This is a genomic window from Kitasatospora sp. NPDC048407 (assembly GCF_043200475.1).
In the GTDB taxonomy this organism is placed as follows: Bacteria; Actinomycetota; Actinomycetes; order Streptomycetales; family Streptomycetaceae; genus Kitasatospora.
In genome coordinates this window covers 168606-193993 of record NZ_JBICXW010000006.1, presented here as the reverse complement: position 1 = coordinate 193993, position 25388 = coordinate 168606, and the positions used below count along the sequence as shown (strand labels likewise).

24 protein-coding genes and 1 tRNA gene are annotated in these 25388 nt (G+C 74.0%); 16 read left to right on the top strand and 9 right to left on the bottom strand.

The features are described from left to right. Positions 1–16 precede the first annotated feature (16 nt). Positions 17–601, top strand: a complete 585-nt coding sequence (locus ACGFWJ_RS14575) for an HhH-GPD-type base excision DNA repair protein (protein ID WP_387639415.1) — start codon at positions 17–19, stop codon at positions 599–601. A gap of 66 nt (positions 602–667) precedes the next feature. Next, positions 668–1165 (top strand): FBP domain-containing protein, encoded by a 498-nt coding sequence (locus ACGFWJ_RS14570; protein ID WP_387639418.1) that lies wholly within the window; start codon positions 668–670, stop codon positions 1163–1165. A gap of 9 nt (positions 1166–1174) precedes the next feature. On the opposite strand, the gene ACGFWJ_RS14565 is transcribed toward ACGFWJ_RS14570, so the two are convergent. Together ACGFWJ_RS14565 and ACGFWJ_RS14560 are read right to left on the bottom strand one after the other, a co-directional pair. After that, on the bottom strand, positions 1175–1693 hold the full coding sequence (locus ACGFWJ_RS14565) for a YbhB/YbcL family Raf kinase inhibitor-like protein (protein WP_387639420.1): 519 nt from the start codon (positions 1691–1693) through the stop codon (positions 1175–1177). Between the two features lie 49 nt (positions 1694–1742). Then, entirely contained in the window at positions 1743–2579 is an 837-nt protein-coding gene (locus tag ACGFWJ_RS14560) for an alpha/beta hydrolase (RefSeq protein ID WP_392949064.1), read from the bottom strand. 92 nt (positions 2580–2671) lie between these two features. Here ACGFWJ_RS14560 and ACGFWJ_RS14555 point away from each other — a divergent pair, with 92 nt between their 5' ends. The 3 genes from ACGFWJ_RS14555 (at position 2672) to ACGFWJ_RS14545 (ending at position 5086) form a co-directional block, all read left to right on the top strand. Continuing rightward, the gene (locus ACGFWJ_RS14555; RefSeq protein WP_392949061.1) at positions 2672–3835 is read left to right on the top strand and encodes a hypothetical protein; all 1164 of its coding nucleotides are present in this window, start codon (positions 2672–2674) and stop codon (positions 3833–3835) included. Between the two features lie 68 nt (positions 3836–3903). Beyond that, positions 3904–4200 carry a type II toxin-antitoxin system VapB family antitoxin gene (locus tag ACGFWJ_RS14550; protein ID WP_014136828.1) on the top strand — a complete coding sequence of 99 codons (297 nt, stop codon included), beginning with the start codon at positions 3904–3906 and terminating at the stop codon, positions 4198–4200. Between the two features lie 205 nt (positions 4201–4405). Beyond that, positions 4406–5086, top strand: coding sequence for a LytR C-terminal domain-containing protein (locus tag ACGFWJ_RS14545; protein ID WP_392949057.1), 681 nt, complete (start codon positions 4406–4408; stop codon positions 5084–5086). A 91-nt stretch (positions 5087–5177) separates the two neighbouring features. Here ACGFWJ_RS14545 and upp read toward each other — a convergent pair whose 3' ends face one another. Then, positions 5178–5813, bottom strand: a complete 636-nt coding sequence (gene upp, locus ACGFWJ_RS14540) for a uracil phosphoribosyltransferase (protein ID WP_387639430.1) — start codon at positions 5811–5813, stop codon at positions 5178–5180. 149 nt (positions 5814–5962) lie between these two features. Between upp and ACGFWJ_RS14535 the strand changes: the two genes are divergently transcribed. From ACGFWJ_RS14535 to ACGFWJ_RS14520, 4 genes are all read left to right on the top strand, one after another. Continuing rightward, the gene (locus ACGFWJ_RS14535; RefSeq protein ID WP_392949054.1) at positions 5963–6238 is read left to right on the top strand and encodes a hypothetical protein; all 276 of its coding nucleotides are present in this window, start codon (positions 5963–5965) and stop codon (positions 6236–6238) included. A 285-nt stretch (positions 6239–6523) separates the two neighbouring features. Continuing rightward, positions 6524–7090, top strand: coding sequence for a hypothetical protein (locus tag ACGFWJ_RS14530; protein WP_392949052.1), 567 nt, complete (start codon positions 6524–6526; stop codon positions 7088–7090). A 29-nt stretch (positions 7091–7119) separates the two neighbouring features. After that, positions 7120–7659, top strand: a complete 540-nt coding sequence (gene tadA / locus ACGFWJ_RS14525) for a tRNA adenosine(34) deaminase TadA (protein WP_387639438.1) — start codon at positions 7120–7122, stop codon at positions 7657–7659. Positions 7660–7725: 66 nt separating this feature from the next. Beyond that, positions 7726–7812: transfer RNA gene (locus ACGFWJ_RS14520), tRNA-Ser, on the top strand. Between the two features lie 70 nt (positions 7813–7882). Here the strand turns inward: ACGFWJ_RS14520 and ACGFWJ_RS14515 are convergent. Continuing rightward, on the bottom strand, positions 7883–9913 hold the full coding sequence (locus ACGFWJ_RS14515) for a hypothetical protein (protein WP_392949049.1): 2031 nt from the start codon (positions 9911–9913) through the stop codon (positions 7883–7885). Between the two features lie 265 nt (positions 9914–10178). Between ACGFWJ_RS14515 and ACGFWJ_RS14510 the strand changes: the two genes are divergently transcribed. The 6 genes from ACGFWJ_RS14510 (at position 10179) to ACGFWJ_RS14485 (ending at position 17270) form a co-directional block, all read left to right on the top strand. Further along, entirely contained in the window at positions 10179–10604 is a 426-nt protein-coding gene (locus tag ACGFWJ_RS14510) for a hypothetical protein (protein WP_392949046.1), read from the top strand. Next, on the top strand, positions 10601–14311 hold the full coding sequence (locus ACGFWJ_RS14505; RefSeq protein ID WP_392949043.1) for a HEAT repeat domain-containing protein: 3711 nt from the start codon (positions 10601–10603) through the stop codon (positions 14309–14311). Before ACGFWJ_RS14510 ends, ACGFWJ_RS14505 begins: the two co-directional genes overlap by 4 nt. A gap of 391 nt (positions 14312–14702) precedes the next feature. Then, positions 14703–14843, top strand: coding sequence for a hypothetical protein (locus ACGFWJ_RS14500; RefSeq protein ID WP_380486435.1), 141 nt, complete (start codon positions 14703–14705; stop codon positions 14841–14843). A 76-nt stretch (positions 14844–14919) separates the two neighbouring features. Next, on the top strand, positions 14920–15213 hold the full coding sequence (locus tag ACGFWJ_RS14495) for a Dabb family protein (protein WP_387639447.1): 294 nt from the start codon (positions 14920–14922) through the stop codon (positions 15211–15213). A gap of 204 nt (positions 15214–15417) precedes the next feature. Beyond that, a complete protein-coding gene (locus tag ACGFWJ_RS14490; protein ID WP_387639449.1) occupies positions 15418–16275 on the top strand; it encodes an RNA polymerase sigma factor SigF in 858 nt (285 codons plus the stop codon). 173 nt (positions 16276–16448) lie between these two features. Then, positions 16449–17270: an RNA polymerase sigma factor SigF gene (locus ACGFWJ_RS14485; RefSeq protein ID WP_392949450.1), complete on the top strand. Its 822-nt coding sequence runs from the start codon at positions 16449–16451 to the stop codon at positions 17268–17270. Positions 17271–17413: 143 nt separating this feature from the next. Here the strand turns inward: ACGFWJ_RS14485 and ACGFWJ_RS14480 are convergent, their stop codons facing one another. Continuing rightward, the gene (locus ACGFWJ_RS14480; RefSeq protein WP_392949041.1) at positions 17414–18262 is read right to left on the bottom strand and encodes a tyrosine-protein phosphatase; all 849 of its coding nucleotides are present in this window, start codon (positions 18260–18262) and stop codon (positions 17414–17416) included. A gap of 103 nt (positions 18263–18365) precedes the next feature. Continuing rightward, a complete protein-coding gene (locus ACGFWJ_RS14475; protein WP_387639454.1) occupies positions 18366–18566 on the bottom strand; it encodes a hypothetical protein in 201 nt (66 codons plus the stop codon). A 150-nt stretch (positions 18567–18716) separates the two neighbouring features. On the opposite strand from ACGFWJ_RS14475, the gene ACGFWJ_RS14470 reads away from it, so the two are divergent. Then, entirely contained in the window at positions 18717–19673 is a 957-nt protein-coding gene (locus ACGFWJ_RS14470; RefSeq protein ID WP_392949038.1) for an aldo/keto reductase, read from the top strand. A gap of 71 nt (positions 19674–19744) precedes the next feature. Here ACGFWJ_RS14470 and ACGFWJ_RS14465 read toward each other — a convergent pair whose 3' ends face one another. From ACGFWJ_RS14465 to ACGFWJ_RS14455, 3 genes are all read right to left on the bottom strand, one after another. After that, positions 19745–20692, bottom strand: a complete 948-nt coding sequence (locus ACGFWJ_RS14465) for a C40 family peptidase (RefSeq protein WP_392949035.1) — start codon at positions 20690–20692, stop codon at positions 19745–19747. Then, complete coding sequence (locus tag ACGFWJ_RS14460; protein ID WP_392949033.1) at positions 20689–21918, bottom strand: SPFH domain-containing protein; 1230 nt, start codon at positions 21916–21918, stop codon at positions 20689–20691. The genes ACGFWJ_RS14465 and ACGFWJ_RS14460 overlap by 4 nt, the downstream gene beginning before the upstream one ends. A gap of 191 nt (positions 21919–22109) precedes the next feature. Continuing rightward, complete coding sequence (locus tag ACGFWJ_RS14455) at positions 22110–25232, bottom strand: Ig-like domain-containing protein (protein WP_392949030.1); 3123 nt, start codon at positions 25230–25232, stop codon at positions 22110–22112. Positions 25233–25388: the final 156 nt, after the last annotated feature.

The following is a 25388-nucleotide window of genomic DNA, read 5'->3' as shown; positions in this document are numbered from 1 at the left end:
ACCCCTGGAGCCCGCCATGGCGCCCGCCGTCCACCTCGCCCAGCAGGACGACGCCGACGAACTGCTCGGCCGCAGCCCGCTGGCCGCCCTCACCGGCATGCTGCTGGACCAGCAGGTCCCGATGGAGAAGGCGTTCAGCGGCCCGCTGGTGATCGCGCAGCGGATGGGCGCGGACGACCTGGACGCGCACGCCATCGCCGCCGCCGACCCGGAGGCGTTCGCCGCGCTGTTCGCCGAGAAGCCCGCCGTGCACCGCTACCCCGGCTCGATGGCCAAGCGGGTCCAGCAGCTCTGCGCCCACCTGGTCGAGCACTACGACGGCGACGCCGAGGCGGTCTGGCGCGACGCCCCCACCGGCAAGGACCTGCTGACCCGGCTGAAGGCACTGCCCGGCTTCGGCACCCAGAAGGCGCAGATCTTCCTGGCCCTGCTCGGCAAGCAGTACGGCGTCCGCCCGACCGGCTGGCGCGAGGCGGCCGGCGCGTACGGCGAGGAGGGCTGCCACCGCTCGGTCGCCGACATCACCGGCCCGGAGTCGCTGCTGAAGGTCCGCGCCACCAAGCAGGAGGCCAAGCGCGCCGCGAAGGCGGCCAAGGGCTGAGCGGCACCCCCGCACCGCCGGAAATCCGGACGACACGCCCGGGGCCTCTCGGCTAGCGTCCGGACCATGCGTGCCCTGACCGAGCCCGAGATCCGCGCCTCCTTCGTCAACTGCTCGAAGGGCGAGGCCAAGCGGCTGCCCGTCCCGCGCGAGCTGGCCGAACAGCGCTGGGACGACCTGGACTTCCTCGGCTGGCGGGATCTCGGCGCCCCCGACCGGGCGTACCTGGTCGCGGAACTCGACGGAGACCTGGTCGGGGCGACGCTCCGCTCCCCGAACGTCCGGCGCAGCCTGACCAGGACGAACGTCTGCTCGCTGTGCATCACCGCCCACCAGGGCAGCGGCGTCTCGCTGCTCACCGCCCCCCGGGCGGGCGTCCGCGGCCGCGAGGGCAACTCGGTCGGCACCTACATCTGCGCCGACCTGGCCTGCTCGCTGTACGTGCGCGGCATCCGCCGCCCGGCGACGGTCAGCCGCCCGAACGAGTCCCTCCCGCTGGAGGACCAGATCGCCCGGACGGTCACCAACCTCGACGCCTTCCTCCGCCAGATCCTGGCGGCCTGACGCCCCGCCCTACGCGGACTTGTACTCCACGGTGAGCAGCGCGCGGCCCAGCGCGTGCGCGGTCAGTGCGAAGCCGACCTGCGCGGCGGGGGTGTCGCGCTCCACGCCGAGGCTCGCCACGTCCAGGGCGTGCACCACGAACACGTAGCGGTGGGCCGGCCCGGGCGGCGGGGCCGCGCCGTCGTAGCGGTGGCCGGGGAAGTCGGTGCGGACGTGGAACGCCCCGCCGGGCAGGTCGCTGTCCTGCGCCCCGGCGCCGCGCGGCAGTTCGGTGGTGTCGGCCGGCAGGTCGACGGCCAGCCAGTGCCACCAGCCGGCCCCGGTCGGCGCGTCCGGGTCGTAGCAGGTCACCGCGAACGACCGGGTGCCCGCCGGGAAGCCCGACCAGGACAGCTGCGGCGACTGGTTCCCGGCCGCGTACACGTGCGCGTCCGGCATGGTCGTCCCGTCCACCAGGTCGGAGCTGCGCAGCTCGAACCTCGGCACCGGCGGCAGGAAGTCGTACGGAAGCGGGATGCGGCCGGTCATCGGTGTCCTCTCGCAGCGGTTCGGGGTACGCCGGGCAGTCTACGGAGCGTCAGGCCCGGCCCAGCGCCTCGACGGCCAAGCCGAGTACCGTGTCGGTCCGGCCGAGGTCGAAGACCAGGTCGAAGTGGTTGCGTCCGCCGACCAGCAGTTCCCGCACCGGCACTCCGGCGGCCCGCGCGGCGTGCGCGAACTCGGCCTGCTGGCGGGCGAATTCGCCGGTCTCGTACTCGCCGAGCGCCACCACCAGCGGCGGCAGCGCCGCCAGGTCGGCGAACAGCGGGCTGAGCCGGCGGGCCCGTTCGGCGTCCAGCCCGAGCGGCTCGTTGACGTAGCTGAGGGCGATCGGCTCCAGGTCGTAGACGCCGCTGAGCAGCGCCGCCCCGGCGATCCGCCCGCGCAGCCGCCCGTCGAGCAGTGCGGTGGCCGCCAGGTGCGCGCCGGCCGAGCTGCCGCTGAGCACGATCCGCTCGGGGTCGACGTCCAGTTCGGCGGCGTGCTCGACCAGCCACACCACCGCCTCGGTGACCTGCGCGGCGATCTGCTCCACCGTCCAGGTGGGCGCCAGCCCGTAGCCGACGGCGGCGTACGCGGTGCCCCGGGCGACGAAGTCCAGCGCGGGGAAGACCGAGTCCTCCTTGCCGAGCTCCTGCCAGTAGCCGCCGTGCACGAAGATGTGCAGCGGCGCGCCCGGCACCGCCGGGAAGAAGTCGATCAGTTCCGGCCCGTCCGCCCCGTACCGCAGCTCCCGGTGCCCGGGCAGCTCCCGCAGCGCTCGCCCGCTCTCCCGGGTGTACGCGGCGAGCTCCGCGTCGAAGTCCGCCACCCGGCTGCTGGGCGAGTACTCCCGATCGAGTTCCCGCTGGTCGAATCCCCGGTAGACCGCCACCTTGCCGCTCCCCTCACAACCAGGTATAGACCAATATGGGAGGCCGCGGTTAGCGTGGTCACTCCCTGTACTTCCTTCTCCGGAGTTGCCCTGTGGAGACGTCCGTCCTCGCCTTCGCCACCGACCTGCTCGACGAAGGGGCCGACACCTTCTTCGGCAACCTTACCGACCGGGCCGGCGTCGGCGGAGTCACTCTCGCCTCCGTCTACCACGAGGCCCGCGACGTCTTCCCGCACAACCCGCACCGGGTGCTGCGCTACCTCGAACCCGGCGCCGCCTACTTCCGCCCCGACCCCGCCCGCTGGGCCGGCCGCCGCCTCGCCCCGTTGCCCTCCACCGCCATCGGCGCCCGCGACCCGTTCGCCGAGGCCGCCGAGGAGACCCGCCGGCGCGGCCTCAAACTGCACGCCTGGACGGTGTTCTGCCACAACGACCGGCTCGGCTTCGCCCATCCCGACTGTGCCCCCGCCAACGCCTTCGGCGACCGCCACCTCACCGAGCTCTGCCCCGCCAACCCCGAGGTCCGCGAGTACTGCCACACCCTGGTCGAGGAACTCGCCCGCTACGGCGTGGACGCGATCCGCGCCGAGTCCCTGCACTTCCACGGCCTGGCCCACGGCTACCACCACGAGCGCTACTTCGAGCAGCTCGGCCCCGTCACCGAGGCCCTGCTGTCGATCTGCTTCTGCCCGCACTGCCTGGCCGCCGCCACCGCCGCGGGCGTCCCCGCCGAACACGTCCGCGACACCGTCCGCACCGAACTGCGCGCCCGCCTCGCCGACGAGGACCGCGCCCTCACCCCCGTCCCGCTCGACGAACTGGCCGGTGGCGCCCTCGCCGCCTACATCGACGCCGGCGCCCGCACCGTCACCGGCCTGGCCGCCGAACTCGCCGCCACCGCCGCCGCCCACGGCATGCGGCTGACCTTCATGGACGGCGGCGGCCCCGGCACCGGCTGGCTCTCCGGCATCGACCTCCCCGCCCTGGCCGGCGCCGCCCACCAGATCGAGACACTCGGCTACGCGAAGACCCCCGAGGCCGTTCGCGAGAAGGTCGCCGCCTTCGCCCTGCACGGCGTCCGCCCCCAGGACATGGCCATCATCCTCCGCCCGATGTCCTCCGACTGCGACGGCCCCGCCAACCTCGCCGCCAAGATCAGCACGCTCCGCGAGCTCGGCGTCCCCGAGGTCGAGTTCTACAACTACGGCCTGATGAGGCTCTCCTCGCTCGACCGGATCGGCGCCGCACTGCGCTGAGGCGGAAAGTCGGTCACCGTTGGTCCCGCTTGCTGCGCCCGCCATGTCCCAAACGGTAGGCTTTCCGTGTGATCTTCAAGCGCATCGGTAACGGGCGGCCGTACCCGGATCACGGCCGGACCAGCACCCGCCAGTGGGCGGACGTCGCGCCGCGTCCGGTGCGGCTCGACCAGTTGGTGACCACCAAGGGCCAGTTGGACCTGGAGACCCTCCTCGCGGAGGACTCCACCTTCTACGGGGACCTCTTCGCCCACGTGGTGAAGTGGCGCGGTGACCTCTACCTGGAGGACGGGCTGCACCGAGCCGTGCGGGCCGCCCTGCAGCAGCGGCAGGTTCTGCACGCCCGGGTACTGGAAATGGACTGACGCACCGCCACCCGCCACCGGCTGCAACCGATGGTCGGTGTCGGTACGTCCTTTCGAGTGCCGTCGTCCCCCGGATGATGATCATCCAGTACCTGTGTCGCTGTAGTCGGATTAATCTGCTGACTACCACGGCTCACGCGGCCACTTCCCACGGCCGCACCGCGGTCACCGGCACCCCACCCTGGCACCTACGGGGAGACAGACCATGAGCATGTTGACTCCCCGGGGCTTGAAGGGGAAGCAGTACCGGATCACCGGCAACAGTTACCCCCGCCTCGGACGTCCCCCGCGTCGCGGCCGCAAGGTCGTCGCCGCCGTCGGCGGAATCCTCGCCCTCGGCCTGGTCTCGGTCGGCGGCGTCCAGCTCTACGACGTGTTCACCGGCAAGAACAAGAACAGCGCCGCGCAGGCCTGCGCCTCGGCGAACCCGTCCGGCAAGCCGCTGGCCGCCCCGGAGGGCTCTCCTTCCGCCGGCGCCGCCGACTCGCCGGGGGCGGCCCCCAGCAGCACGGCCGTGCCGCAGCCCGCGAGCGTCACGGTGAACGTCTACAACGCCACCGACAAGTCCGGTCTGGCGGCCAAGACCGCCGACGAGCTGAAGAAGCGCGGCTTCCAGGTGGGCAAGGTCGGCAACGCGCCGACCGCCCTGGACAAGAAGGTCCCCGGCACCGCGCAGGTGCTGAGCGGCCCCGGCGGACTGGGCGCGGCCACCCTGCTGGTCTCCCAGGTCGCCTCCGCCACCAGTACCGAGGACGGCCGCACCGACAACACCGTGGACCTGGTCATCGGCGACACCTTCAGCGCGCTGGCCGACCCGACCCAGGCCGCGGCCGCGCTGGCCGAGCTCATCAAGCCCTCGCCCAGCCCGGAGCCCCGCAACTGCTGACCGGCCGAACAGCCGTACACGACGAGATCCGGCCGGAAACGGAAGCCCGTTCCCGGCCGGATCTCTTGCGTTCGAAGGACGCCTCGCAGGCTCAGCCGGCGGTGCCGTACAGGCGGTCGCCCGCGTCGCCGAGACCCGGCACGATGTAGCCGTTCTCGTTCAGGCGCTCGTCCACGGCCGCGGTCACCACGGTGACGGGCTGGCCGGCCAGCTCGCGCTCCATCACCTCGATGCCCTCGGGCGAGACCAGCAGCACCACGGCGGTCACGTCGGTGGCGCCCCGGTCGAGCAGCATCCGGATCGCCGCGACCAGGGTGCCGCCGGTGGCGAGCATCGGGTCGAGGACGTAGACCTGCCGGCCGGAGAGGTCGTCCGGCATCCGGGTCGCGTAGGTGGAGGCCTCCAGGGTCTCCTCGTTGCGGACCATGCCGAGGAAACCGACCTCGGCGGTGGGCAGCAGCCGGGTCATGCCGTCGAGCATGCCGAGGCCGGCCCGCAGGATCGGGACCACCAGCGGGCGCGGGTAGGACAGCCGAGTGCCCTGGGTGACGGCGACCGGGGTGGTGATCTCGACCGTGTCGGTGCGGACGTCCCGGGTCGCCTCGTACGCGAGCAGGGTCACCAACTCGTCGGTGAGCCGCCGGAAGGTCGGCGAGTCCGTTCGCTCGTCGCGCAGGGTGGACAGCTTGTGGGCGACCAGCGGGTGGTCGACGGCGTGGAGGCGCATGACAACGACGATAACGGCCGTCGGCACATCTGTACGACTTCGCTGGGTCGGCGGCGACCCGCTGTGACCTGCCTGGAGTCCCCCTGGAAACACCGATTCCCGGCCGCCGCTGTGGTATCGGCGGGTGACATCTGGGAAAGTCGGAACCTATGAAGAGCAACCCGACGCGGGCATCGACCGCCGGCGCGGGCGGGTCCGGCTCGACAGACGAGTCCCGTCCGGAGTCACCGGCCGCTGAGAAGACAGCCGGCCAGGAGACCGACGCCGAAACCACTACGGACGCCGACGCGGACCGGCGCAGGCGCCGGGCCGTGTTCCTCCGCGAACTGGCCGAGGCCCGCGAACTGCGCGCCCGGGTCCAGCCAAGACGCACCAAGGAACGCCGGATGCGCGAGGCCATGCGGATGCGAACCTTCCGGATCTGAGCCGTCCGGGGACGCGCCCGCCCCACCGTCGCGCCCCGCAAGCCCCCGTCCGCCCCCGCCCGTGGGGCGTTCGAGGGGCATGATCCACGCCCGGAGCGGCCGGAAGCAGGCCATTCCGACACGACCTGCGAAGACGCGCTGCCGAACACCCCCCGCAGCGGCGGCCTTTCTGTCACGATGCGGTGGGACGGTCCGAACAGCGGACCGCTCTTCTGGCGCGGGGGCGGCCGGACCGCACCCGCCCGAGATCGCCGACAGCCGAGACCAATCTTGGGAGTGTCCCTGGTGGCGTACTTCGCTGCAGTGCTTGCTCGCACCGGTGCCGGGTGGGATGTGAGCGAGACCGAACTCGACGACGTAGAGACCCTGGCCGACCTGACCGACCTGGCCCGCGAAACGGCCGAGGACGACGACACCGTGCTGGTCTTCATCGAGCAGGAGGACGCCTGGTTCGCCGTCCTGCGCATCGACGGTGAGGACGACCCGCGGATCTTCGTCTCGGACGCGGCCGCCGCGGCGCGCAGTTCGTACGGCTCGGTGCTCACCGACGAGCTGATCGAACAGGACGGGGAGGCCGACTTCGACGACCTGGACGGCCTGGTGGCCGGACTCGACGACGAGAACGCCGCGAGCGACGAGGACGACGAGACCGACGAGGACGACGACGAGCCGGCCGACGGCCGTGGCGCGACCCCGGTCGGGCCGATCGGCGACTCCGAACTGCTGAGCGAGTTCGGCCTCGGCCAGGCCGCGCTGCTGGAGCTGGCGGGCGAAGGCGCGGCGCCGGGCGACGCGCTCGGCGAGATCGCCGAGGCGCTCGGCTGCGGCGAGGTCCTGGAGGCCGTTCGTTAGCGGCGGGCCCGGTGGCCGACACTGGGTCCATGCAGCACGCCCCCGCCCCTTCCAGCACCCTGGGCGACCGGCCGCGGATCGCTCCGCTGCCCGCCCCCGAACGCCCCGACCCGGTCCGCGACCGGTGGCGGGACCAGATGCGCCTCGCCATCGCCGAGGCCGCACTGGCCACCGCGACCGGTGACGTCCCGGTCGGGGCGTTCGTGCTCGGCCCGGACGGTTCGGTACTGGGCCGCGGCCACAACGTCCGCGAGGCGGTCGGCGACCCGACCGGGCACGCCGAGGTGGTGGCGATCCGTCAGGCCGCGAACGCCGTCGGCGAATGGCGCCTGAGCGGCTGCACCCTGGTCGTCACCCTGGAACCGTGCACCATGTGCGCGGGCGCGATCGTGCTGTCCCGCCTCGACCGGGTGGTCTACGGCGCCCTCGACCCGAAGGCCGGCGCGGCCGGCTCACTCTTCGACGTCCTCCGCGACAACCGCCTCAACCACCGCCCCGAGGTCATCCCGGGCGTACTCGCCGACGAGTGCACCGCCCAACTGCGGGCCTTCTTCGACACCCAGCGCTGACCCCCGCCGCCACCCCCCGCGGATACGGATTTCGTCCGTCCCCGGGCATCCGGTAGAGTTCCCCTCGGTAGCGTGTCCGAGCGGCCAAAGGAGCACGCCTCGAAAGCGTGTGTGGGGGCAACTCCACCGTGGGTTCGAATCCCACCGCTACCGCTCGCGAAGAGGCCCCGACCATCAGGTCGGGGCCTCTTCTGTATGTCCCTGGCGTCAGTCACCGGGCGGGTCAGCCGCGGCGGCGGGCCCAGCGGAGGGTGAACAGGCCGGCCACGCCGAGTCCGGCGGAGAGCAGCAGCGGGACCAGCGGGGAGCCGCTACCGGTCTTGGGCAGCTCGCCCGGGTGGTTGGGGCGCTCGACCGGCTTCTTGGTCGGCTCCTCGGACGGGTGCCCGGTCGGGTGCTCGGTCGGCTTCTCGGAGTGCGAGGGCTTGGGCGACGGCGACGGGCTGGGGCTCGGCTCCTCGGCCCTGACCGCGATCTCCTCCTGGGCGGGCGGCGAGGTGACGGTCCGTTCGGGCGCGTTGCCGGTGGCGTGCGCGGTGTTGCGGACCACTCCGGCCTTCGCGTCGGCCTCGGTGACGGTGTACGACCCGGTGCAGGTGGTGACCGCGCCGGGCGTCTCGGCCGGGGTGAGCGTGGTGGACTCGCACGTCACGTCGGTCAGCCGGTCGTCGAGCACGGCGAGGTCGGAGACGGTCCGGTCGGTGGTGTTGGTCACGGTGTACGTGTAGGTCGCGGTCTCACCGGCCAGGTACTCCCGGCTGTCGTCGACGCGCTTCTCCAGCAGCAGGCCGTAGTTGTCGGTCAGCGGCAGGGTGTGGTCGGCCTCCGGGGAGGTGACCGGTCCACTGTCCGAGTCGCCGTTGGCGACGGCCACGTTGGTGATGAAGCCGCGCCGCACGTCCTCCTCGGTGACGGTGTAGCTGCCGGTGCAGGTGACTGTCTCGTCCACGGCCAGCGTGGTGGTCGGGCAGCTGATCGCGCCGACCTGCGGGTCGGTGACGACGAGGTCGCGGATCTCGCTGCCGCCCGCGTTGGTGACCACGAACTGGTAGGGCACCACGGTGCCGGCGGTGACCGGGTCGGGCAGCGGCGTGGTGCGGTCGATCTGCTTGACCAGGTCCAGCTGGGGCAGCGGGTTGACGCTGCGGGCGACGACGTTGCGCAGCAGGTGCACGTCGGTGAAGTCACCGGTGGACGAGGCGAAGCCGAACTTGTAGGTCGCGGGCACCGGTTGGGGCGCGGGAGTGCTGAGCACCCGGACCGGGCCGGAGCCGAAGTCGACGTCCACCTCGACCTGCGGGTCAGGGGTGGGCGTGACGGTGACGGTCACGGTGCGCTTGCTGGGCAGCAGCGCGATCTCGGCCTGCTCCGGGGTGATGCCGGGCGGCAGGTCGGCGGCGGTGGTCGGGCCCTGCAGCTCGCCGGGCAGGGTGGAGGGCCACGGCGGGGTGGTGGTCTGGTTGCTGGTGGTCGCGGCGAGGTAGCAGTACCCGGTGGTGCCGTTGCCGGGCCCGCGCAGGGTGATCACGTTCGGTCCGGGCGCGGGCACCCGGAAGCCGGTGCCGGCCGGGGAGCGCTCGCCGGGCGGGCACCCGTTGCCGCGGTGCTCCCAGTCGCCGAAGTAGTTGCCGAGGACGTCGAGCCCGACGCCGAGGTAACCGTCCTCGACGCCCGGGATGAACGGGTTGGCCGGGTTGTCGTCGGGCAGCTTCTGGGCGTACCCGAGGCTGCCGCCGTACGCGCCGGGCCGGGTCAGCGGGGCGGCGCCGTCCACCAGGAAGAACGAGATGCCGTCGGCGGGCCGCGGCTCGGTGGGGTCGCCGCCGTACTGCCACTGTTCGAACGAGACCTGCATGCCCTCGTGGGCGGGCAGCGCGCGCTCGTACAGCACGGCGGCGGTGCGGTCGTGGCCGGCGTCGGTCAGCTGCAGGTAGCCGTGCGGAGCGCCGTTCTCCGGCGGGACGGGGCCGGTCTCGACGGGCGGGCAGCCGCCCAGCGGGTGCGGGTCGCTGCCCGGCGGAGTGCTGGTGGCGGGGGCGCCGGTCAGGCAGGCGCCCGAGGTGGCGACGAACGCCGGGTCGGCGGTCGCGCCGGTGAAGGTCTCGGACACCAGCAGAGTTCCGGAGCCGGCCCGTGGCACGGTCGGCGCTACTGCCGCCGATGGCAGGGCGGCCGGGCCGAGGGCGGCCAGGGCGCAGGCCACGCCCGCCAGGAGTCTGCGGCCGGTCCAGCTGGGCCGGAGGGTTTTCAGCACTTCTCGTTCCGCCTTCCTGCGGCGCTCCGCCGGGCCACCGCCCCGTCGCGGACGCGCGCGTCTGCTGTCGACGTCTCGCAGTCGACCCGTCCGAACGGCGAGTCGAGGCCCGGACACGCGCGCGACCGCCGGTAAGTACCCGCCCGGTCCAGCGCCCGGGGGCCTTCGGAGTGGAAACCCGGGCCGTCCCGTTTTTCCAAGTGCCGTCGTGCACCGACGGCTCATTTCCGGTTGCCGGGGCCGCAGTTGAGGGGATGATGCGGGCATGGGGAGTACGCGGTGGCGCTGGATGGTGTGGGTCGGGGCCGGGATCTCGGTGGTGGGGCTGGCGTTCTTCCTGTGGGAAGAGGGGCTGGACCGGGCGAATCAGTGGGCCGGCGTACTGGGCCTGTTCGTCGGCTTGGCGGGCCTGGTCCTGTCGGTGACGGGCGGCGTGCGCGGCCGCGGCGGTGGCCAGTCCGCGGACGGCGCGGCGGTCGGCGGATCGGTCCGGATGGTGCGCGACGTGAAGGGCGACGTGGTGATCGGGGGCGGCGCCGCGCCCGGCCCCGTCCCGGACGCCTCGGCGACGCCCGTCACCGACGCGGCAGGTGACGGGCAGTCGGCGCGCGGGATCCGCGCGGGCGGCGACGTGAACCTGGTGGACGGGGTGGACGGTTCGGTCCGGTTCGGCGAGCAGCAGCAGCCGTGAGCGGATTCTGGCGCCGGCTGCTCGGCGCGGAGGGCGCCGCGGCCGGCGGCGGCCAGTCCGCCGAGCACGCCACCGCGGGCGGCGACCTGACGATGATCCAGCACGCGCAGAGCGTGCAGATCACGGTCGGCGCCGCACCACCGCCCCCGGGCGACCTGGACGGGGCGCGCCGCCGGCACGCGGTGCGGCTGCGCGAGCGCTACCACCGGCTGGACCTGGAGGTGCTGACCCCGCTGTCGGAGCAGGACGAGCACCCCGCGGTGCACCTGCGCGAGGTGTTCGTCCCACAGCTGGTGCGGGCCGACCCGCCGCCGGTGGAACTGCCCCGCGAGCTGCTGAAACGTCTCACGGAGACCGGCGAGCTGGACCCGGGCCGGCTCCCGCCGGGCGTGGAGCGGGAGACGGTGCGCCGGGTCCGGGAGGCCTACCGGCGCCGCCCGGCCGTCCCCGTGCTGCCGCTGCTCGCCGGTCCGGACGGCCACCGGGCGGTGCTGCTGGGCGACCCCGGGTCGGGGAAGTCGACACTGGCCCGGTTCCTCGGCCTGGCACTGACCGAGCCGCTGCTGCGCCCGGACACCGCCGTCCCGGAGCAGGTCGCGGCGCTGGCCGGCCGGCTGCCGCTGATCGTGGAGCTGCGCCGGTACGCGGACCCGGAGTGGCGGGAGCGGACCTTCGAGGACTTCCTGGCCCACCTGCACGGCACCGAGGGCCTGGGCCTGCCGGCCGATCTGCTGGAACGCCAGCTGACCGAGCACCCGGCGGCCACCCTGGTGGTGTTCGACGGCCTGGACGAACTGTTCGACCCGCAGGTCCGGGAGACCGCGAGCCGGCGGATCGCCGCGTTCGCCGCCCGCTACCCCCAGGTGCGGGTGCTGGTGACGTCCCGGGTGATCGGCTACCGGCGGGAGCCGCTGGACGCCGCCGGGTTCGGGCACTACATGCTGCAGGACCTGGACGCCCAGCAGATCGACGCTTTCGCGGCCCGCTGGTACGCCACCGCCTGCCCGGGCGACCCGGTGGAGGCGCAGCGGCTGCGCCGGCGGGTGACGGCGGCGGTGGCGTCCTCGGTGCCGGTACGGGAACTCGCGGGCAACCCGCTGATCCTGACCATCCTGGCGATCATCGGCCGCCGCCGGGAGCTGCCCCGGGACCGCCGCACGGTGTACGAGCACGCGGTGGCGGTGCTGGTGGAGCACTGGGACCCGAGCAAGTACCTGCAGGACCGGCGGGTGGACGGCGGGATGCCGTACCTGGCGTCCGAGGACCGGCTCGAGCTGCTGCGGCTGGTGGCGCGGCGGATGCAGGAGGGCGGCGACGGGATCGCCGGGAACCACATTCCGGGGCGGGTGCTGCTGGCGTCCTTCGAGAGCTACCTGCGGGAGCGCTACGAGCTGCCGGCCGACCGGGCGGCGCCGGTGGCGCGGGCGATGCTGCAGCAGTTCCGGGAGCGGAACTTCATCCTGAGCCGGTTCGGCGGCGAGGTGTACGGCTTCGTGCACCGGGCGTTCCTGGAGTACCTGGCGGCGTCCGACATCGCCTACCGGTTCAACCGGGAGCGGTCGCTGACGGAACACCAGCTACTGGAGGGCGTGTTCGCGGCCCGCTGGCGGGACCCGGCGTGGCGGGAGGTGCTGCTCCTGCTGGCGGGCGAGCTGGACGAGCGGTTCGTCGGCGAGGCGGTGTCGCGGCTGCTGGCGGCGGCCCCGGCCCTGCCGGGGGCCGGCGACCCGGTGCCGGAGTGGCTGGTGCTGGCGGTGCGCTGCCTGGGCGAGGTGCGCAAGCTCGGGCTGGTGACGGCACAGAGCGAGGCGGTGGTGGACGCCCTGGTGGCGCTGTTCGAGGCGTACGCCGCGGAGGGTTCGACGGTGCTCCCGGGCGACACCGTGGAGGCGCTGGACGGTCTGCGGCCGGTACTGACCGGGCTCGGGCCGCACTGGGTGGGGCGGGAGCGGTTCCTGCGCTGGTACCTGGTGTACGGGCACCACGCGCAGCGCGAGTCGCCGCTGCCGGCGGTGGGCGCGGTGACGGCCCGGCTGGCGTGCGCGCTGCTGCTGAACGATCCCCGCGGACCGGCGGTGCTGCGGGCCTGGGCCGAGCACGGCTGGTCGCCGGCGCAACGGGCGGCGGCGTTCGCTGCGCTCGCGGAGGGCTGGGCGGGCGACCAACGGGTGGGGGCGTTCGTGCGCCGCCGGATAGAGGAGGACCCGGATCCGCTGACCCAGGAGGCGGCGGTGGCGGCGCTCGCCGACGGCTGGGCGGGAGAGGCGGCCGGCGGGGCGTTCCTGCGGGCCCGGGTGGCGTCCGCGCGGGGCGAGAACCGGCTGAACGAGATGCTGGCGCTGGGCAAGGGCTGGGCCTGCGACGGCCCGGCGCAGCAACTGCTGCGGGAGCTCGCGGCGTCCGACCCGCAGCCGGAGCTGCGCGGGCTGGCGGTGTTCGCGCTGACCGTGAACGAGCGGGTGGGCGGCGCGCTGGCGGAGTTCCTGCGCGAGCGGGTGCGGAACGACCGGGATCCGGGAGTGCGCGGGCTGGCCCTGCAGGCGATCTGCCTGCAGCCGGCCGAGGATCCGCGCAACGCGTCGTTCCTGCGGCTGCTGGCCGGCGCCGACAAGGACCCGCGGGTGCGGGTGGCGGCGCTGGCCGGACTGGCCCGCGGCTGGGCGGGCGACCCGGAGGTGGCGGAGTTCCTGCGGCTGCGGGTCGCCCAGGACCCGGATCCGATGGTCCGCCGGCGCACCCTCGCCGTCCTGGCGCACCGCTGGGCCGGCGACCGGCAGGTGGCCGAGCAGCTGCGCGGCTTCGTCGCCGGGGACGGGCAGCCGGAGGTGCGGGCCTTCGCCCTGACGCTGCTCGGGCAGGGCTGGGCGGGCGACCCGGAGGTGGCGGAGTTCCTGTTCGAACGGGCCCGGGCGGCGGACGGGCACGGCCGGGCGCAGGCGACCGGCGAACTGGCGGCGCACTTCGCGGACAACCCGGAGCTGGACGCGTTCGTCCGGCACGAGGCGGTGCACTCGCCGGACCCGCTGGTGCGCGGCGCGGTGCTGACCGCGCTGGCGGACCGCCGCTCGCCGAGCGCGCAGGCCCGGGCGCTGTTCCTGGAACGGGCGGTGGCCGACCCGGACCCGCGCACCAGGGATCTGGCACTGGTCGCGGTGGTGCGCTGCTACGACGGCGAGGAGCGGGCCGGGATGCTGCTGCTGGCGCGGGCCGCGCACCTGCGGGACGCGGCGGTTCGGCTGTCGGTGCTGCGGACGCTGCTGGCGCACCGGCCGGACGATCCGGCGGTGCGGGCGATGCTGCGGGAGCGGGCGGTGGCCGACTCGTCGGCGCCGATCCGGGCGATCGCCCTGCACGCCCTGTCCCGCGACCGGGCGGCCCGACCGTCCGGTCTGCTGCGCGAGCGGGCGGTGGCGGACGCCGATCCGCTGCCCCGCCGGGTGGCGCTGCGGGCACTGACGGCCGACCCGGACGTGGCGGAGTTCCTGCGGCTGCGGGCGGTGGCGGACGGCGACGAGGAGGCCCGGATAGCGGCGCTGCGGGCGCTGGCGTTCGCCTTCCCGGGGCCGTCGACGGTGGACCTGCTGGCGGCCCGGGCGCGGGCCGAACGGCTGCCGGCGGTGGCGGTGGAGGCTGCCCGGCTGGGCGAGGCACTGCGCACGGCGGCGGCGCCGTGGACGGCGAACGACCCCGCGCTCCCGGGCGGTTGACCACCGTGCCTCGGGAGTGCGGGGCCGCCGCTCCGCGGAGGGGGCAGCAGCTCCGGGGGAACGAGCTGCTGCCCCGGGCGGAGGTCCCACAACCGGGTCCGCGTCGGGGGGAAGCCGCGGTGCCCGGTCCCACAGCGGGGACCTCCGGATCGCCGTACCGGGGATTCCTGCCAGATCCTCGGTACATGAACCATCCTGCCGCGCCCCCGTGGCGGCCACACCCGGAGAAAGCCCCGTCCGAGCAGGACCTTCGTCCTGGCGGGTGAACAAGGCCCTCACTTCTTGCGCCGTCCGGTGGATAAGCTGCGGGTGGCAGGGCCGTGCGGGGAGAGGACGACGGCCCGACTCAGGGAGGCAGGCCCGTTCGATGGCTCAGGCGAAGAAGGTGGCCATGTGGATTGTGGTCATCTTCGTCATCTACACGATCATCACCTCGCCGGTGCGCGCCGCCGAGCTGGTGCAGTCCGGGTTCGTCGGGATCTCCGACGCGGCCAAGGCGGTCGGTTCTTTCATGACCGGACTGGTCCGCTAGTACCGTTTGCGGGGTTCGTCCTTCGGGGGCGCTCCCCTGCCGGGGCGTGCCCTCCTGATCCGCGAGGAGCGGCATCGTGATCCGGCACCTGGTCCTGTTCAAGCTCAACGAAGGCGTCGGCAAGGACGACCCGCGGGCCCTGGCGGGCGCGAAGGCGTTCGCGGAGCTGGGCGCGCTGATCCCGGAGCTGCGCGAGTGGGAGTGCGGCTGGAACACCACCGAGCGGGACATCGCCTACGACTACGCGATCAACAGCCTGGTCGAGGACCGCGAGGCGCTGGCCGCCTACCTCGGCCACCCGGCCCATCAGGCCGCCGCCGGGCAGTGGAAGACCTTCGCCACCTGGGTGATCGCCGACCTGGAGGTCTGACCGCCCGCCACCCCCGCCGTACACGCACCACCACCGCGACCCCCGGCCTGCCGACCAGGCCGGGGGTCGCGGCATGCTCCGCCGAATGCTCCACCGGCCGCCAACACGCCTCGGCCGGGTACTTGCCCGGCCGCAGAGCGACTTGTGATGCTATGACCGGTTTTGCCGGAAATTTTGGCGAGGTGGTTCAGAGGGAGGGGTGACGTGTCCGTGCGGACGCAGGGCAGCAGTGCGCCGGAGGACCGGGCCGAGGAACTGCCGGACCCGCTCGAACTGGCCGCCCGCCGCCCCGGCGGCCGCGGCACGATCGACGTCCGGACGCTCACCCGGGTGCTGTTCGAGCGGCTCACCGAACTGCCCCCCGGCGCCTCCGAACGCTCCCGGGTACGAGCCGCCCTGATCGAGATCAACATCCCGCTGGTCCGCTACGCCGCCACCCGCTTCCGCAGCCGCAGCGAACCCATGGAGGACATCGTCCAGGTCGGCACCATCGGCCTGATCAACGCCATCGACCGCTTCGACCCGACCCGCGGCGTCCAGTTCCCCACCTACGCGCTGCCCACCATCCTCGGCGAGATCAAGCGCTACTTCCGCGACAACGTCCGCACCATGCACGTACCGCGTCGGCTCCAGGAACTGTGGGTGCAGGTCAGCGGCGCCATGGAGGAGCTGACGGTCACCCACGGCCGGGCCCCCAAGGTCCCCGAGATCGCCGCCAACCTGCGCATCCCCGAGGAGGACGTCCGGGCCTGTCTGGACGCCGGCCGCGCCTACAACGCCGCCTCGCTGGAAGCCGCCCAGGAACACGAGGGCGGGCTCGCCCTGCTGGACCGGCTCGGCTACGAGGACTCCGCCCTCACCGACGTCGAACACCGCGACATGGTCCGCCACCTGCTGGTCCAACTCCCCGAACGGGAACGGCGGATCATCATGCTGCGGTTCTTCGCCAACCTCACCCAGTCGCAGATCTCCACCGAACTCGGCATGTCCCAGATGCACGTCTCCCGGCTGCTGTCCCGGATCCTCACCCGGCTGCGCACCGGCAACTCCTGGGAGGAGTGAACCGCCCGCCGCCCACCGCGGGGTGACGACTCGCCACGATCGGGTTTGCCGGGGCCGGTGATCCGGTATTGAGCAGGAGGACACGGCAGTCGGGAACCGCCGTTCGGCGGCACCCGTTCGACAGGCAGTCACAAGGGGGTGGGCGCGTGTTCACAGAACAGGGCAGTGCGGTCATCGAGTCCGTCGTCGTACCGATCCCGGCCCAGGCCGGTCCCGCCGAGGCCCCCGACCGGGCGCTCGACACCCGTACGCTCTCGCGCTCGCTGTTCCGCCGGCTCGCCGTCCTGGAGACCGGCAGCGCCGAACACGGCTACGTCCGGGACACCCTCATCGAGCTCAACCTGCCGCTGGTCCGGTACGCGTCCGCGCGTTTCCGCAGCCGCAACGAGCCGATGGAGGACATCGTCCAGGTCGGCACCATCGGCCTGATCAAGGCCATCGACCGCTTCGACCCCGAGCGCGGCGTCGAGTTCCCCACCTTCGCCATGCCCACCGTGGTCGGCGAGATCAAGCGCTTCTTCCGCGACACCAGCTGGTCGGTGCGCGTCCCGCGCCGCCTCCAGGAGCTGCGGCTGGCCCTCACCAAGGCCGGCGACGAACTCTCCCAGCGGCTCGACCGCTCCCCCACCGTCCCCGAACTCGCCGCCTACCTCGGCGTCTCCGAGGACGACGTGGTCGAGGGCCTCGCCGTCGGCAACGCGTACACCGCGAGCTCCCTCGACTCCAGCCCCGCCGAGGACGACGGCGGCGACGGCCCGCTCGCCGACCGCCTCGGCTACGAGGACCTCGCGCTCGAAGGCGTCGAGTACCGGGAGTCGCTGAAGCCGCTGCTCGCCAAGCTGCCGCCGCGCGAGCGCCGGATCATCATGCTGCGATTCTTCGGCAATCTGACGCAGTCGCAGATCGGCGAGGAGATCGGCATTTCGCAGATGCATGTCTCGCGGCTGCTCACCAAGACGCTCGCGCACCTGCGGGAAGGCCTGACGAGCGAGTGATCAGTGGCTCCGGGGGCAGCGGATGGTCGTGTTGCGGCGGGTCAGGACGGGGACCAGAAACGGCGGAACGCAAAGCGCCCTGTTGATCCCCCGCAGACTTGGCCCCGCCGTTCCCCCCGCCCCTGGAATCGCACCCCCTGCCCCTAGATGGTGCAAGTGGTCCTGATTGCCAAGAGGTGATCGCCCGTCAGGCCAAGGCCGTCGTGCCAGAAGGCTTCGAAAGTGGGCCAGCCGCGGGTGAGTTCTTCGAAGGCGGCGTCGAGGTAAATCGTTTCAGCACGGGCCAGGGGGCGCAGCAGGGGGTCCACGCGGGCGATTCGCGTCGCGGAGCGGTCGTTGGTGAGGAGGTAGTCGGCGAGGACGGCCTCGCGGCTCACGCCGAGGGCGGTGAGCAGGAGGGCGGCCGTCCAGCCGGTGCGGTCCTTGCCCGCGGTGCAGTGGAAGAGGACCGGGCCGCCGTCCGCCTCGGCGATCAGGCGGAGCACGGTGGCGAAGCGGGAGCGGGCGACCGGGTCGGTGACGAACCAGCGGTACATCGAGGTCATTATCGCGGTGCCGCGGCCGTCGCCGAGCATGGTGTGCATCGCGTCCGGTTCGCCGCTGCCCAGGGCACGTTGCAGGTCCACGTAGAGGTCGAAGTCGGCGGAGAAGACCGGCAGGTGGTGCAGGGCCGGGCCGAGTCCGTCCGGTGAGAGCACGGTGAGGGTCGCGGCGGCGTCCATCGGGAGCACCGCGGTGGGCAGGCCGGGGACCAGGTCGGCGCCCAGGTGGCGGACCTCGTCCAGGCTGCGCAGGTCGACGACGTGCCGGAGGCCGAGCGCGCCGAGCAGTTCGCGGTCGCGCTCGCCGAGCCGACTCAGCGCGTCGGTGCGCAGCAGCAGGCCGGGCCGGACGGTGCGGCCATCCGCGGTGCGGTAACCGCCGAGGTCACGGGCGTTGACGGCGGCCGTCAGGCCGAGGCTGCGGGCGGTCTCGGTGGACGGCGCGGACACGGGGCCTCCTGGCGGGCTGCGACGGTTGCCGCCAGTGTAGGCGCGCCGCGGCGCGGGACCGCCCGGGGTGTCCGGCCGGTCCCGGGAGGGCGGGTTTCGCGGGTTACTTGACGGCCAGCCAGATCACGCCGACCACGACCGCCAGGGCCACGATGGCCCCAATGACGATCACCGGGGTGCGGTTCGACGAGGAGTTGCTGCCGTAGGTGGTGACGGTGCCCGGGGCCTGCGCGGCCGGGGCCTCGTCGACGAACGCCCGGAACATCTGGGTGGAGCCGGCGGGGTCGTAGTCGTTGTCAGCCATGGAACGGGACTCTAGCCAACCCTGACGGCCCGCCGACACCCCGGACCCCACTGCGGGCCCATCTGCACGGAGCCCTCACCTCGAACGACACCCGGGTGAACAACCGGTCGCGGCGGAATCATCCAGGCCCCGAACGGGTTGTCCTTGGGCATGACTTCCACTGACGCCCCTCGGGTTCCCCTTGGCAACTCCGACCTGTCCGTGTCCCAACTGGCCCTCGGCGGCAACGTGTTCGGCTGGACGGCCGACGAAGCGCAGTCCTTCGCGGTGCTCGACGCGTACGCCGCGGCGGGAGGCAATTTCGTCGACACCGCCGACGGCTACTCGGCGTGGGTGCCGGGCAACTCCGGTGGCGAGTCCGAGACGGTGATCGGCAACTGGCTGCGCAGCCGCGGCAACCGGGAGCAGATCGTCATCGCCACCAAGGCCGGCATGGCGCCCGGCATGGACAACCTGAAGCGCGACACCGTGCGGCGCGCCGTCGAAGGCTCGCTGCGCCGGCTCGGCGTCGAGCGGATCGACCTGTTCTACACCCACCGGGACGACCTGGACACGCCGGTCGAGGAGATCGTCACGACGCTGGACGAGCTGGTCCGCGAGGGCAAGGTGCGGGAGCTCGCCGCGTCCAACATCGGCGCGCAGCGGCTCGCCGCCTCGCTCGAGTTCGCCGCCCGCGAGGGCCTGGCCCGGTACGTGGCGGTGCAGCCGCACTACAACCTGGTCTCCCGCGACACCTACGAGGGCGAACTGGCCGGGGTGGCCGCCGCGCACGGGCTGTCCGCCGTCCCGTACTACGCGCTCGCGTCCGGCTTCCTGACCGGCAAGTACCGGCCCGGCACGCAGGTGGACAGCTCCCGGGCGCAGGGCGCGTCCCGGCACCTGGAGACCCCGCGCGGTCTGCGCGTGCTGGCCGCGCTGGACGAGGTCGCCGCCGCGCACGGCGCCGAGGTCGCCACCGTCGCGCTGGCCTGGCTGGCCGCGCAGCCCACGGTCGCCACGCCGCTGGCCAGCGCCCGCACCGTCGAGCAGCTGCCCCCGCTGCTGGCCGCCGCCACGCTGCGGCTGACCGAGGCCGAGCTGAAGCTGCTGGACGGCGCCTCCGCCTGACCTTGCGTCAGCATGCCGACGGCGCCCCTCCCGCGGCTGCGGGAGGGGCGCCGTCGGCATGACCGGCCGGGTCAGGGGCGGCCGAAGAAGTCCGGGTAGTACCCGCTGCTCAGCCGGGAGACCCGGACGTCCTTGCCGGGGCGGGGGGCCTCCACGTACGTCCCGTCACCGAGGTAGATCGCGACGTGGTGGATGCCGGAGACCCGGCCGTTGCCCGACCAGAAGATCAGGTCGCCGCGCTTGAGCTGCTTCGAGGTGATCGGCGTGCTGGCCCGGTACTGGTCGTCGGCGACCCGCGGCGTCGAGACGCCCGCCCGGCGGAACGCCTGCTGGACCAGGCCCGAGCAGTCGAAGCCGTTCGGACCGTTGCCGCCCCACACGTAGGGCTTGCCGACCTGCGCGAGTGCGTACGAGACGGCCGCCTCCACCCCGCTCGCGGCGGGCGCGGAGGGCACGGACTGGCCGGAGGAGGAACCGCCCCCGCCGGTGCGGGACAGGTACACGTCGTAGTGGCTGGTGTAACGCCACTCGCCGGCCGCGTTCCTGAACCAGTAGACCTTGCCGTCCCAACCCTGCCGGATCCCGCCCGAGGACTGCGCGGAGCTCGAACTCTGCGACGACGGCTGACCCTTGGCGCCACCCGTGCGCTCAAGGTAGACGCTGTGCCACTTGGTGTAGCGCCACTCGCCGGCCGCGTTCTTGAACCAGTAGACGCTGCCGTCCCAGCCGGGACCGGACGGTGCGGGCATGGCGTGCGCGGTGCTCGCGCCCAGCCCCAGACCGACGGCTCCCGCGCCGGCCAGAACAGTGGTGGCCAGACAGGTCGAACGGACGGCCCGGTGTATTCGGCTCGCCCGGTCGGACGCGTCGGACGCGGCGGCGCGCGGGGCCGGGCGGTTGCAGTGCGGGCAGCGGCAGGCTGCGGCCCCGTCGGCTTCGGCGAAGCCCAGCAGCGGGGCGCCCGACCAGTCGGGCAGATCAGTGGGGTCGGTGGATATGGAGGCGAGCACGGTCGTCACGCGGGTTTCCCTTCCTTGCGGCCCGGCCGGGCGGCCGGTGCGGGCACCGAGGCGGTCACCCCGGCCGGGGCGACGAACGCGACCAGCAGCTGCTCCATCAGGGCGCTGCGCGCGCTGTCGTCCAACTCGTGGGCGGTGGCACGCTCCAGGCGGCGCACCGCGAGCGCCGCGGCCTCCACCGCGTCGTCCACCAGGACCGTCCGCAGCCCGGCGTCCAGGTCGGCGAGGCGGCGGCGCCGCATCGACTCGGCGACCTCCGGCGCGTAGTCCAGGGCCAGCGGCTGCACCGAGTACACCTCGATGCCCGCCGGGGCGGTCTCCGCCGCCAGCGCCCGGGTCAGCTCGTCGGCGAACCACTGGCCGTCGCGCAGCGCCGGTCCGGGAGCGGAATTGGAGTCGCAGGGCAGAGCCGAGGCGGTTCGGGTGAGAACGGCCTGCACCTGCTCGCGCAGATACGTTTCGTGGTCGGCGATGCCCAGGGTGACCCGCGCGGTGTCCTTGACCCGCCACACGATCAGCACCCGCACCAGCAGCGGGGTGCCGGTCCGGTCGGTGACGTGCACCGCCTCGCTGCGCCAGTGCCGCAGCCGGACGTCCACCCGGCGGCGGCGCACCATCGGGTTCGCCCACAGCAGGCCGGTGCGGCGCACCGTGCCCCGGTAGCGGCCCCAGCGGGTCAGCACCCGGGTCTCGCCGCCCGGGTTGGACAGCAGCCCGGCCAGCGCCACCATCATCGCCAACCCGATCGCGCTGATCGTGGCGATGGTCCGGTCGTCGGCCACCGCCCCGTCCGCCTTCGCGGCCGCCGTGCGGACGTCCGGCAGGCCGGACAGGTGCGGGACCACACCGGCCCGGGCCAGCACCAGCAGCACACCGGCCACGCCGAGGATCAGCGCCAGCAGCGGCAGCCAGCCCGGCAGTGTGAACGCCGGGCGCTCGCGCAGCGACTGGTCTGCGCGCGGCGGCCGCCGGTGGGTCGCGGCGTCCGCGACCGTCGGGTGGGCCGAGGACTCGGAGCGGTCCGCCGGCTCGACCATCGGGAGCTGCTGGGTCGGCGCGCCCCGGTCGAGTTGCTTCTCGACGGGGGCGGCGGTCCTGATCAGCGGCTTGTGCACCACCTCGGCGACCGCCTTGGCCAGTTGGGTCGCGCCGACGGGGTCGGCGGGGGGTTCGGTGGCGGAGGGCCAGGAACGGGGTCGCGGCGACGAGTCGCGGGTGACGTCCATGCACGTGTCCTAAGGGTCAGAGTGTCGCGCAACGGGCGGCCCGGAGCTGACGGGCAGTGCCGGGGACCCAGGCTAGGCTGATTGATCATCAAATGCGACGTATGCCATCCGGTGTGTCGCTATGTCGGAAAACTGGCCGGTTGAGGTACCGCCCGCCACGAACGGCGGAACGGGCGGTACCGGGCCGGCCGTCAGTGCCGGCGGGTGCCACTCCGCCGACTGCCGAGCACCCGGCGCACCAACAACCCGAAGCCCGCCGTGATCAGCAGCGCCCCGCAGGCCAGCCCGCGCCATCCGGTGGCCGTCGCCCGGTGCACGACCGCCGGCCCACCCGGCGGGGGCGCCGGCAACGTCCGCCCCCGCACGACCTCGTCCGCCGAGCCGGCACCGGTCTGCTCGGCCGGCCCGGCGCGGTCGGGCCGCCCGGCGCGGTCGGGCTGCTCGGCCGGTGCGGCCTGCGGGGCCTGCTCGGTGGGCGCGGTCGGCGCGGCGGCCGACGGCGGCTGCGGCGAGCTCGACTCGCCGGCAAACGGCGCGGTGGTCGGCGACGGGCTCCCGGACGGCGCGGCCGTCCCGTCCGGCACCTGCCGGCCCGGGGCATCCGAAGACCACGGGTGCGGCGCCGTGAACACCCACTGGCCTGGCGTCGCCCCCGGCACCAGGAACGGCGGCAGCGGCACGGCGACCGTGCCGGGCACCGGCGGGACGGCGGAGACGGGCGCAGAAGCGGAAGCAGCGGCCGATGGGGAGGCGGCGGCCGACGCGGAGACGGTGACCGAAGGGGAGACCGTGACCGACGGGGATGCGGACGGGCTTGCTGCGGGCGAGCTCTGGCTTCCCGTCGGGGTCGGGGTCGACGCAGGCGGTGTCAGGGCCGGGACCGGGACCGGGACCACGATCGGCAGCACGTCCGGCGGTACCGGCACCCAGGGGGCCCCGCTCGCCGGAGCGCCCGTCGGGGCAGGCCGAGCGGAAGCCGATGCGGAGGCGGACAGCAACGCGGACGGGTTCGTCGCAGCGGGGCTGTGGGAGCTCGGCGACGCGGTCGTGGTCGCGGTCGGTGCCGGTGCGGCGCTGCTGCCGCTCGCCGCCGCCGGGGTGGGCACCCGGACCGGGACGGGATCGCCGGGAGTGCCGTTGCCCGCCGGGTCGGTGGCGGTGGCGATCAGGGTGACGTCGCCGCCGGTCAGATCCTGGGTGGCGGTGCAGGACCAGTTGCCGTCGGCAGCCGCCACGGCGCTGCACACGGTGGTGCGTGCGGCGCTGCCGTGGCCGGCGGTGACGGTGACGGTGGTGCCGGGCTCGGCGCGGCCGGTGATCAACGGGCGGGCGGTGTGCAGGAGTTCACCGGCGGCCGGCGAGACGAGCTGCGGCTTGTCGGGCGCGACGGTGTCCACCGTGAGCCCGACGGACTTGCCGTCGGCGCGGTTGCCCGCGCCGTCGCGGGCGTGCGGGGTGAGCCGGTGGGCGCCGTCGGCGAGGTTCTCCACCGGCAGGCAGGACCAACTGCCGTCGGCGGCGACGCCGGTGGTGCACAGGTCGAGGCCGTCCGGCTCGCCGTCCGCGGTGACGGTGACGGTGGAGCCGGGTTCGCCGAGGCCGGTGACCAGCAGGCCGGGGTCGTTGGTGTAGGCGGGCAGGGTGAGCACGGGGGCGGTCGGCGCCGTGGTCTTGACGGTCAGCCGGAACGGCTCGCCGCGCACCGCCGTGCCGCCCTGAGGGGTCTCCGCCAGGACGAGGGCGTGGGTGCTCTCGCCGAGCGCGTTGTCGGGGCGGCAGTTCCAGCTGCCGTCGTCACCGACCTGGGCGGAGCACAGGGTGGTGCCGTCCTCCTGGACGGCGATGCCGGCCCCGGCGCGCGCGCCGTCGCCGCGGAACTCGGGGCGGACCTCGCCGGTGACGGTGCCGGGGACGGGCAGGCCGATCTCCGGCCCGGTGGCGGCGGCGCTCTCCGGGGCAGCGGTGCGGACCGACAGCGCGACCCGCTGGTCGACGACCTGGCCGGAGTCGGCGAAGCCGTCGGCGGTGGCGAGCTGGGAGCCGTCGCGGGCCAGCCGCAGCCGGGCCCAGGTGTCGCCGCTCACAGCGCCCTCCGGGACCGGCCACTCCAGCGCGGCGCTGCTCGCCCCGGCGGGGACCTCGGCCTGCACGCGCTCCGCCGGGTCGAAGCGCCCGTTGTGGTCGAAGTCGATCCAGCCGGCCAGTACGGCGGGCTCGGTGCCGGGGCTGACCGGCACCTCGATCCGGTAGGTGCGCCCGGCGGTGGTCTCGGCAGGGAAGGCGAGGTTGGGGTCGGCGCCCTGGTAGGCGGCGTGGCCGGGCTGGAGCCGGGACGGCGGCGGCAGGCTGGCCCAGGGGCTGCGGCGGCTCGCCCCGCCGTCGGTCTCCACGCTGAGGGCGACCGGGCCGGCGGGTGGGGCGGACAGCAGCGGCTTCTCGACGGACTGGGCCAGGCCGGGCCGGGTACGGGTGGCGGCCGGTGCGGCGTCCTGGCCGAGGAACAGGTCGGAGACCAGGTGGGAGGCGTTGCCGTAGCTCTGCGGGGCGCCTCCGAGGCCCTCGTCGAGGGAGACCGTCCAGGCCGGACGGAGCGTCAGCGGCGGTGTGGTGGAGCCGTCGCGGGCGGTGGAGCGCTGTTCGAGGCGCAGGTCGACGGTGGTGACGGTGCCGGACAGTTCGAGGGTGCCGTCGCCGCCGGCGTCGCCGTCGCGCGGGCCGTCGGCGGCGGGGGCGAGTTCGCCGGGGCCGACCGTCCAGCCCGGCCAGCCGGTGCGGCCGACCAGGGTGGGGGCGGCGGGGGTGCCGCCGGCGACCGCCAGGCGGGCGCTGGTGCCGGTGATGCCGCCCTGGCCGGTGGCCAGGGCGGTCAGGCCGCTGACGTGCAGGCGGGGGTTGCGCACGGGCCGGGAGAAGGTGAGCCGCAGCGTGCCGAGGGGGTGCCAGGCGCCGTCCGCGTGGGGGCGGTCCTCGGCGACGCGGAAGGTCTCGGCCGGGTCGCCGGGGCGGATGCCGTCGCTGTAGGCGTCGCCGCCGGCGGCCCGGTCGGTGAGCTTGCCGGGTGCGGCCTCGACCGTCACGCCCTCGACGGCCTCGAAGTCGAACCGGACGGCCAGCCCGGAGGGCAGTTGGGCGCGTCGCTCGGCGGACCAGCTGTCGGGCGTCTGCTGGGCGGCCACCGGTGGGGTGCCGAGGCCGGTGAGCAGCCCGGTGGCGATCAGGGCGGTGGTGGTCCGGCCGATCCGGGGCCCGGGCCGGTCACGGTCGGCCGGGCGGGCGTCGGGGGCCGGGGCCCGGTGGAGGAACTGTCGGCACATCCGGCTCTCCTCTCGGTGTCTTCGTCCGCCGAATTCGCGGCCCGTGCCATGCACCCGAATGGTGATGACGATCAGACAAAAGGGAATCACGATCGGGTTTCGGTCATACCGCGACACCTGCTCGATCGCCCGATTCCACCCGTTCAGCAGCCAATC

Bases quoted from the DNA above. Each gene is read 5' to 3' on its own strand.
- ACGFWJ_RS14575 (WP_387639415.1), top strand. From the start codon at position 17: ATGGCGCCCGCCGTCCACCTCGCCCAGCAGGACGACGCCGACGAACTG.
- ACGFWJ_RS14570 (WP_387639418.1), top strand. From the start codon at position 668: ATGCGTGCCCTGACCGAGCCCGAGATCCGCGCCTCCTTCGTCAACTGC.
- ACGFWJ_RS14565 (WP_387639420.1), bottom strand. From the start codon at position 1,693: ATGACCGGCCGCATCCCGCTTCCGTACGACTTCCTGCCGCCGGTGCCG.
- ACGFWJ_RS14545 (WP_392949057.1), top strand. From the start codon at position 4,406: ATGAGCATGTTGACTCCCCGGGGCTTGAAGGGGAAGCAGTACCGGATC.
- upp (WP_387639430.1), bottom strand. From the start codon at position 5,813: ATGCGCCTCCACGCCGTCGACCACCCGCTGGTCGCCCACAAGCTGTCC.
- ACGFWJ_RS14535 (WP_392949054.1), top strand. From the start codon at position 5,963: ATGAAGAGCAACCCGACGCGGGCATCGACCGCCGGCGCGGGCGGGTCC.
- tadA (WP_387639438.1), top strand. From the start codon at position 7,120: ATGCAGCACGCCCCCGCCCCTTCCAGCACCCTGGGCGACCGGCCGCGG.
- ACGFWJ_RS14510 (WP_392949046.1), top strand. From the start codon at position 10,179: ATGGGGAGTACGCGGTGGCGCTGGATGGTGTGGGTCGGGGCCGGGATC.
- ACGFWJ_RS14500 (WP_380486435.1), top strand. From the start codon at position 14,703: ATGTGGATTGTGGTCATCTTCGTCATCTACACGATCATCACCTCGCCG.
- ACGFWJ_RS14475 (WP_387639454.1), bottom strand. From the start codon at position 18,566: ATGGCTGACAACGACTACGACCCCGCCGGCTCCACCCAGATGTTCCGG.
- ACGFWJ_RS14470 (WP_392949038.1), top strand. From the start codon at position 18,717: ATGACTTCCACTGACGCCCCTCGGGTTCCCCTTGGCAACTCCGACCTG.
- ACGFWJ_RS14460 (WP_392949033.1), bottom strand. From the start codon at position 21,918: ATGGACGTCACCCGCGACTCGTCGCCGCGACCCCGTTCCTGGCCCTCC.
- ACGFWJ_RS14455 (WP_392949030.1), bottom strand. From the start codon at position 25,232: ATGTGCCGACAGTTCCTCCACCGGGCCCCGGCCCCCGACGCCCGCCCG.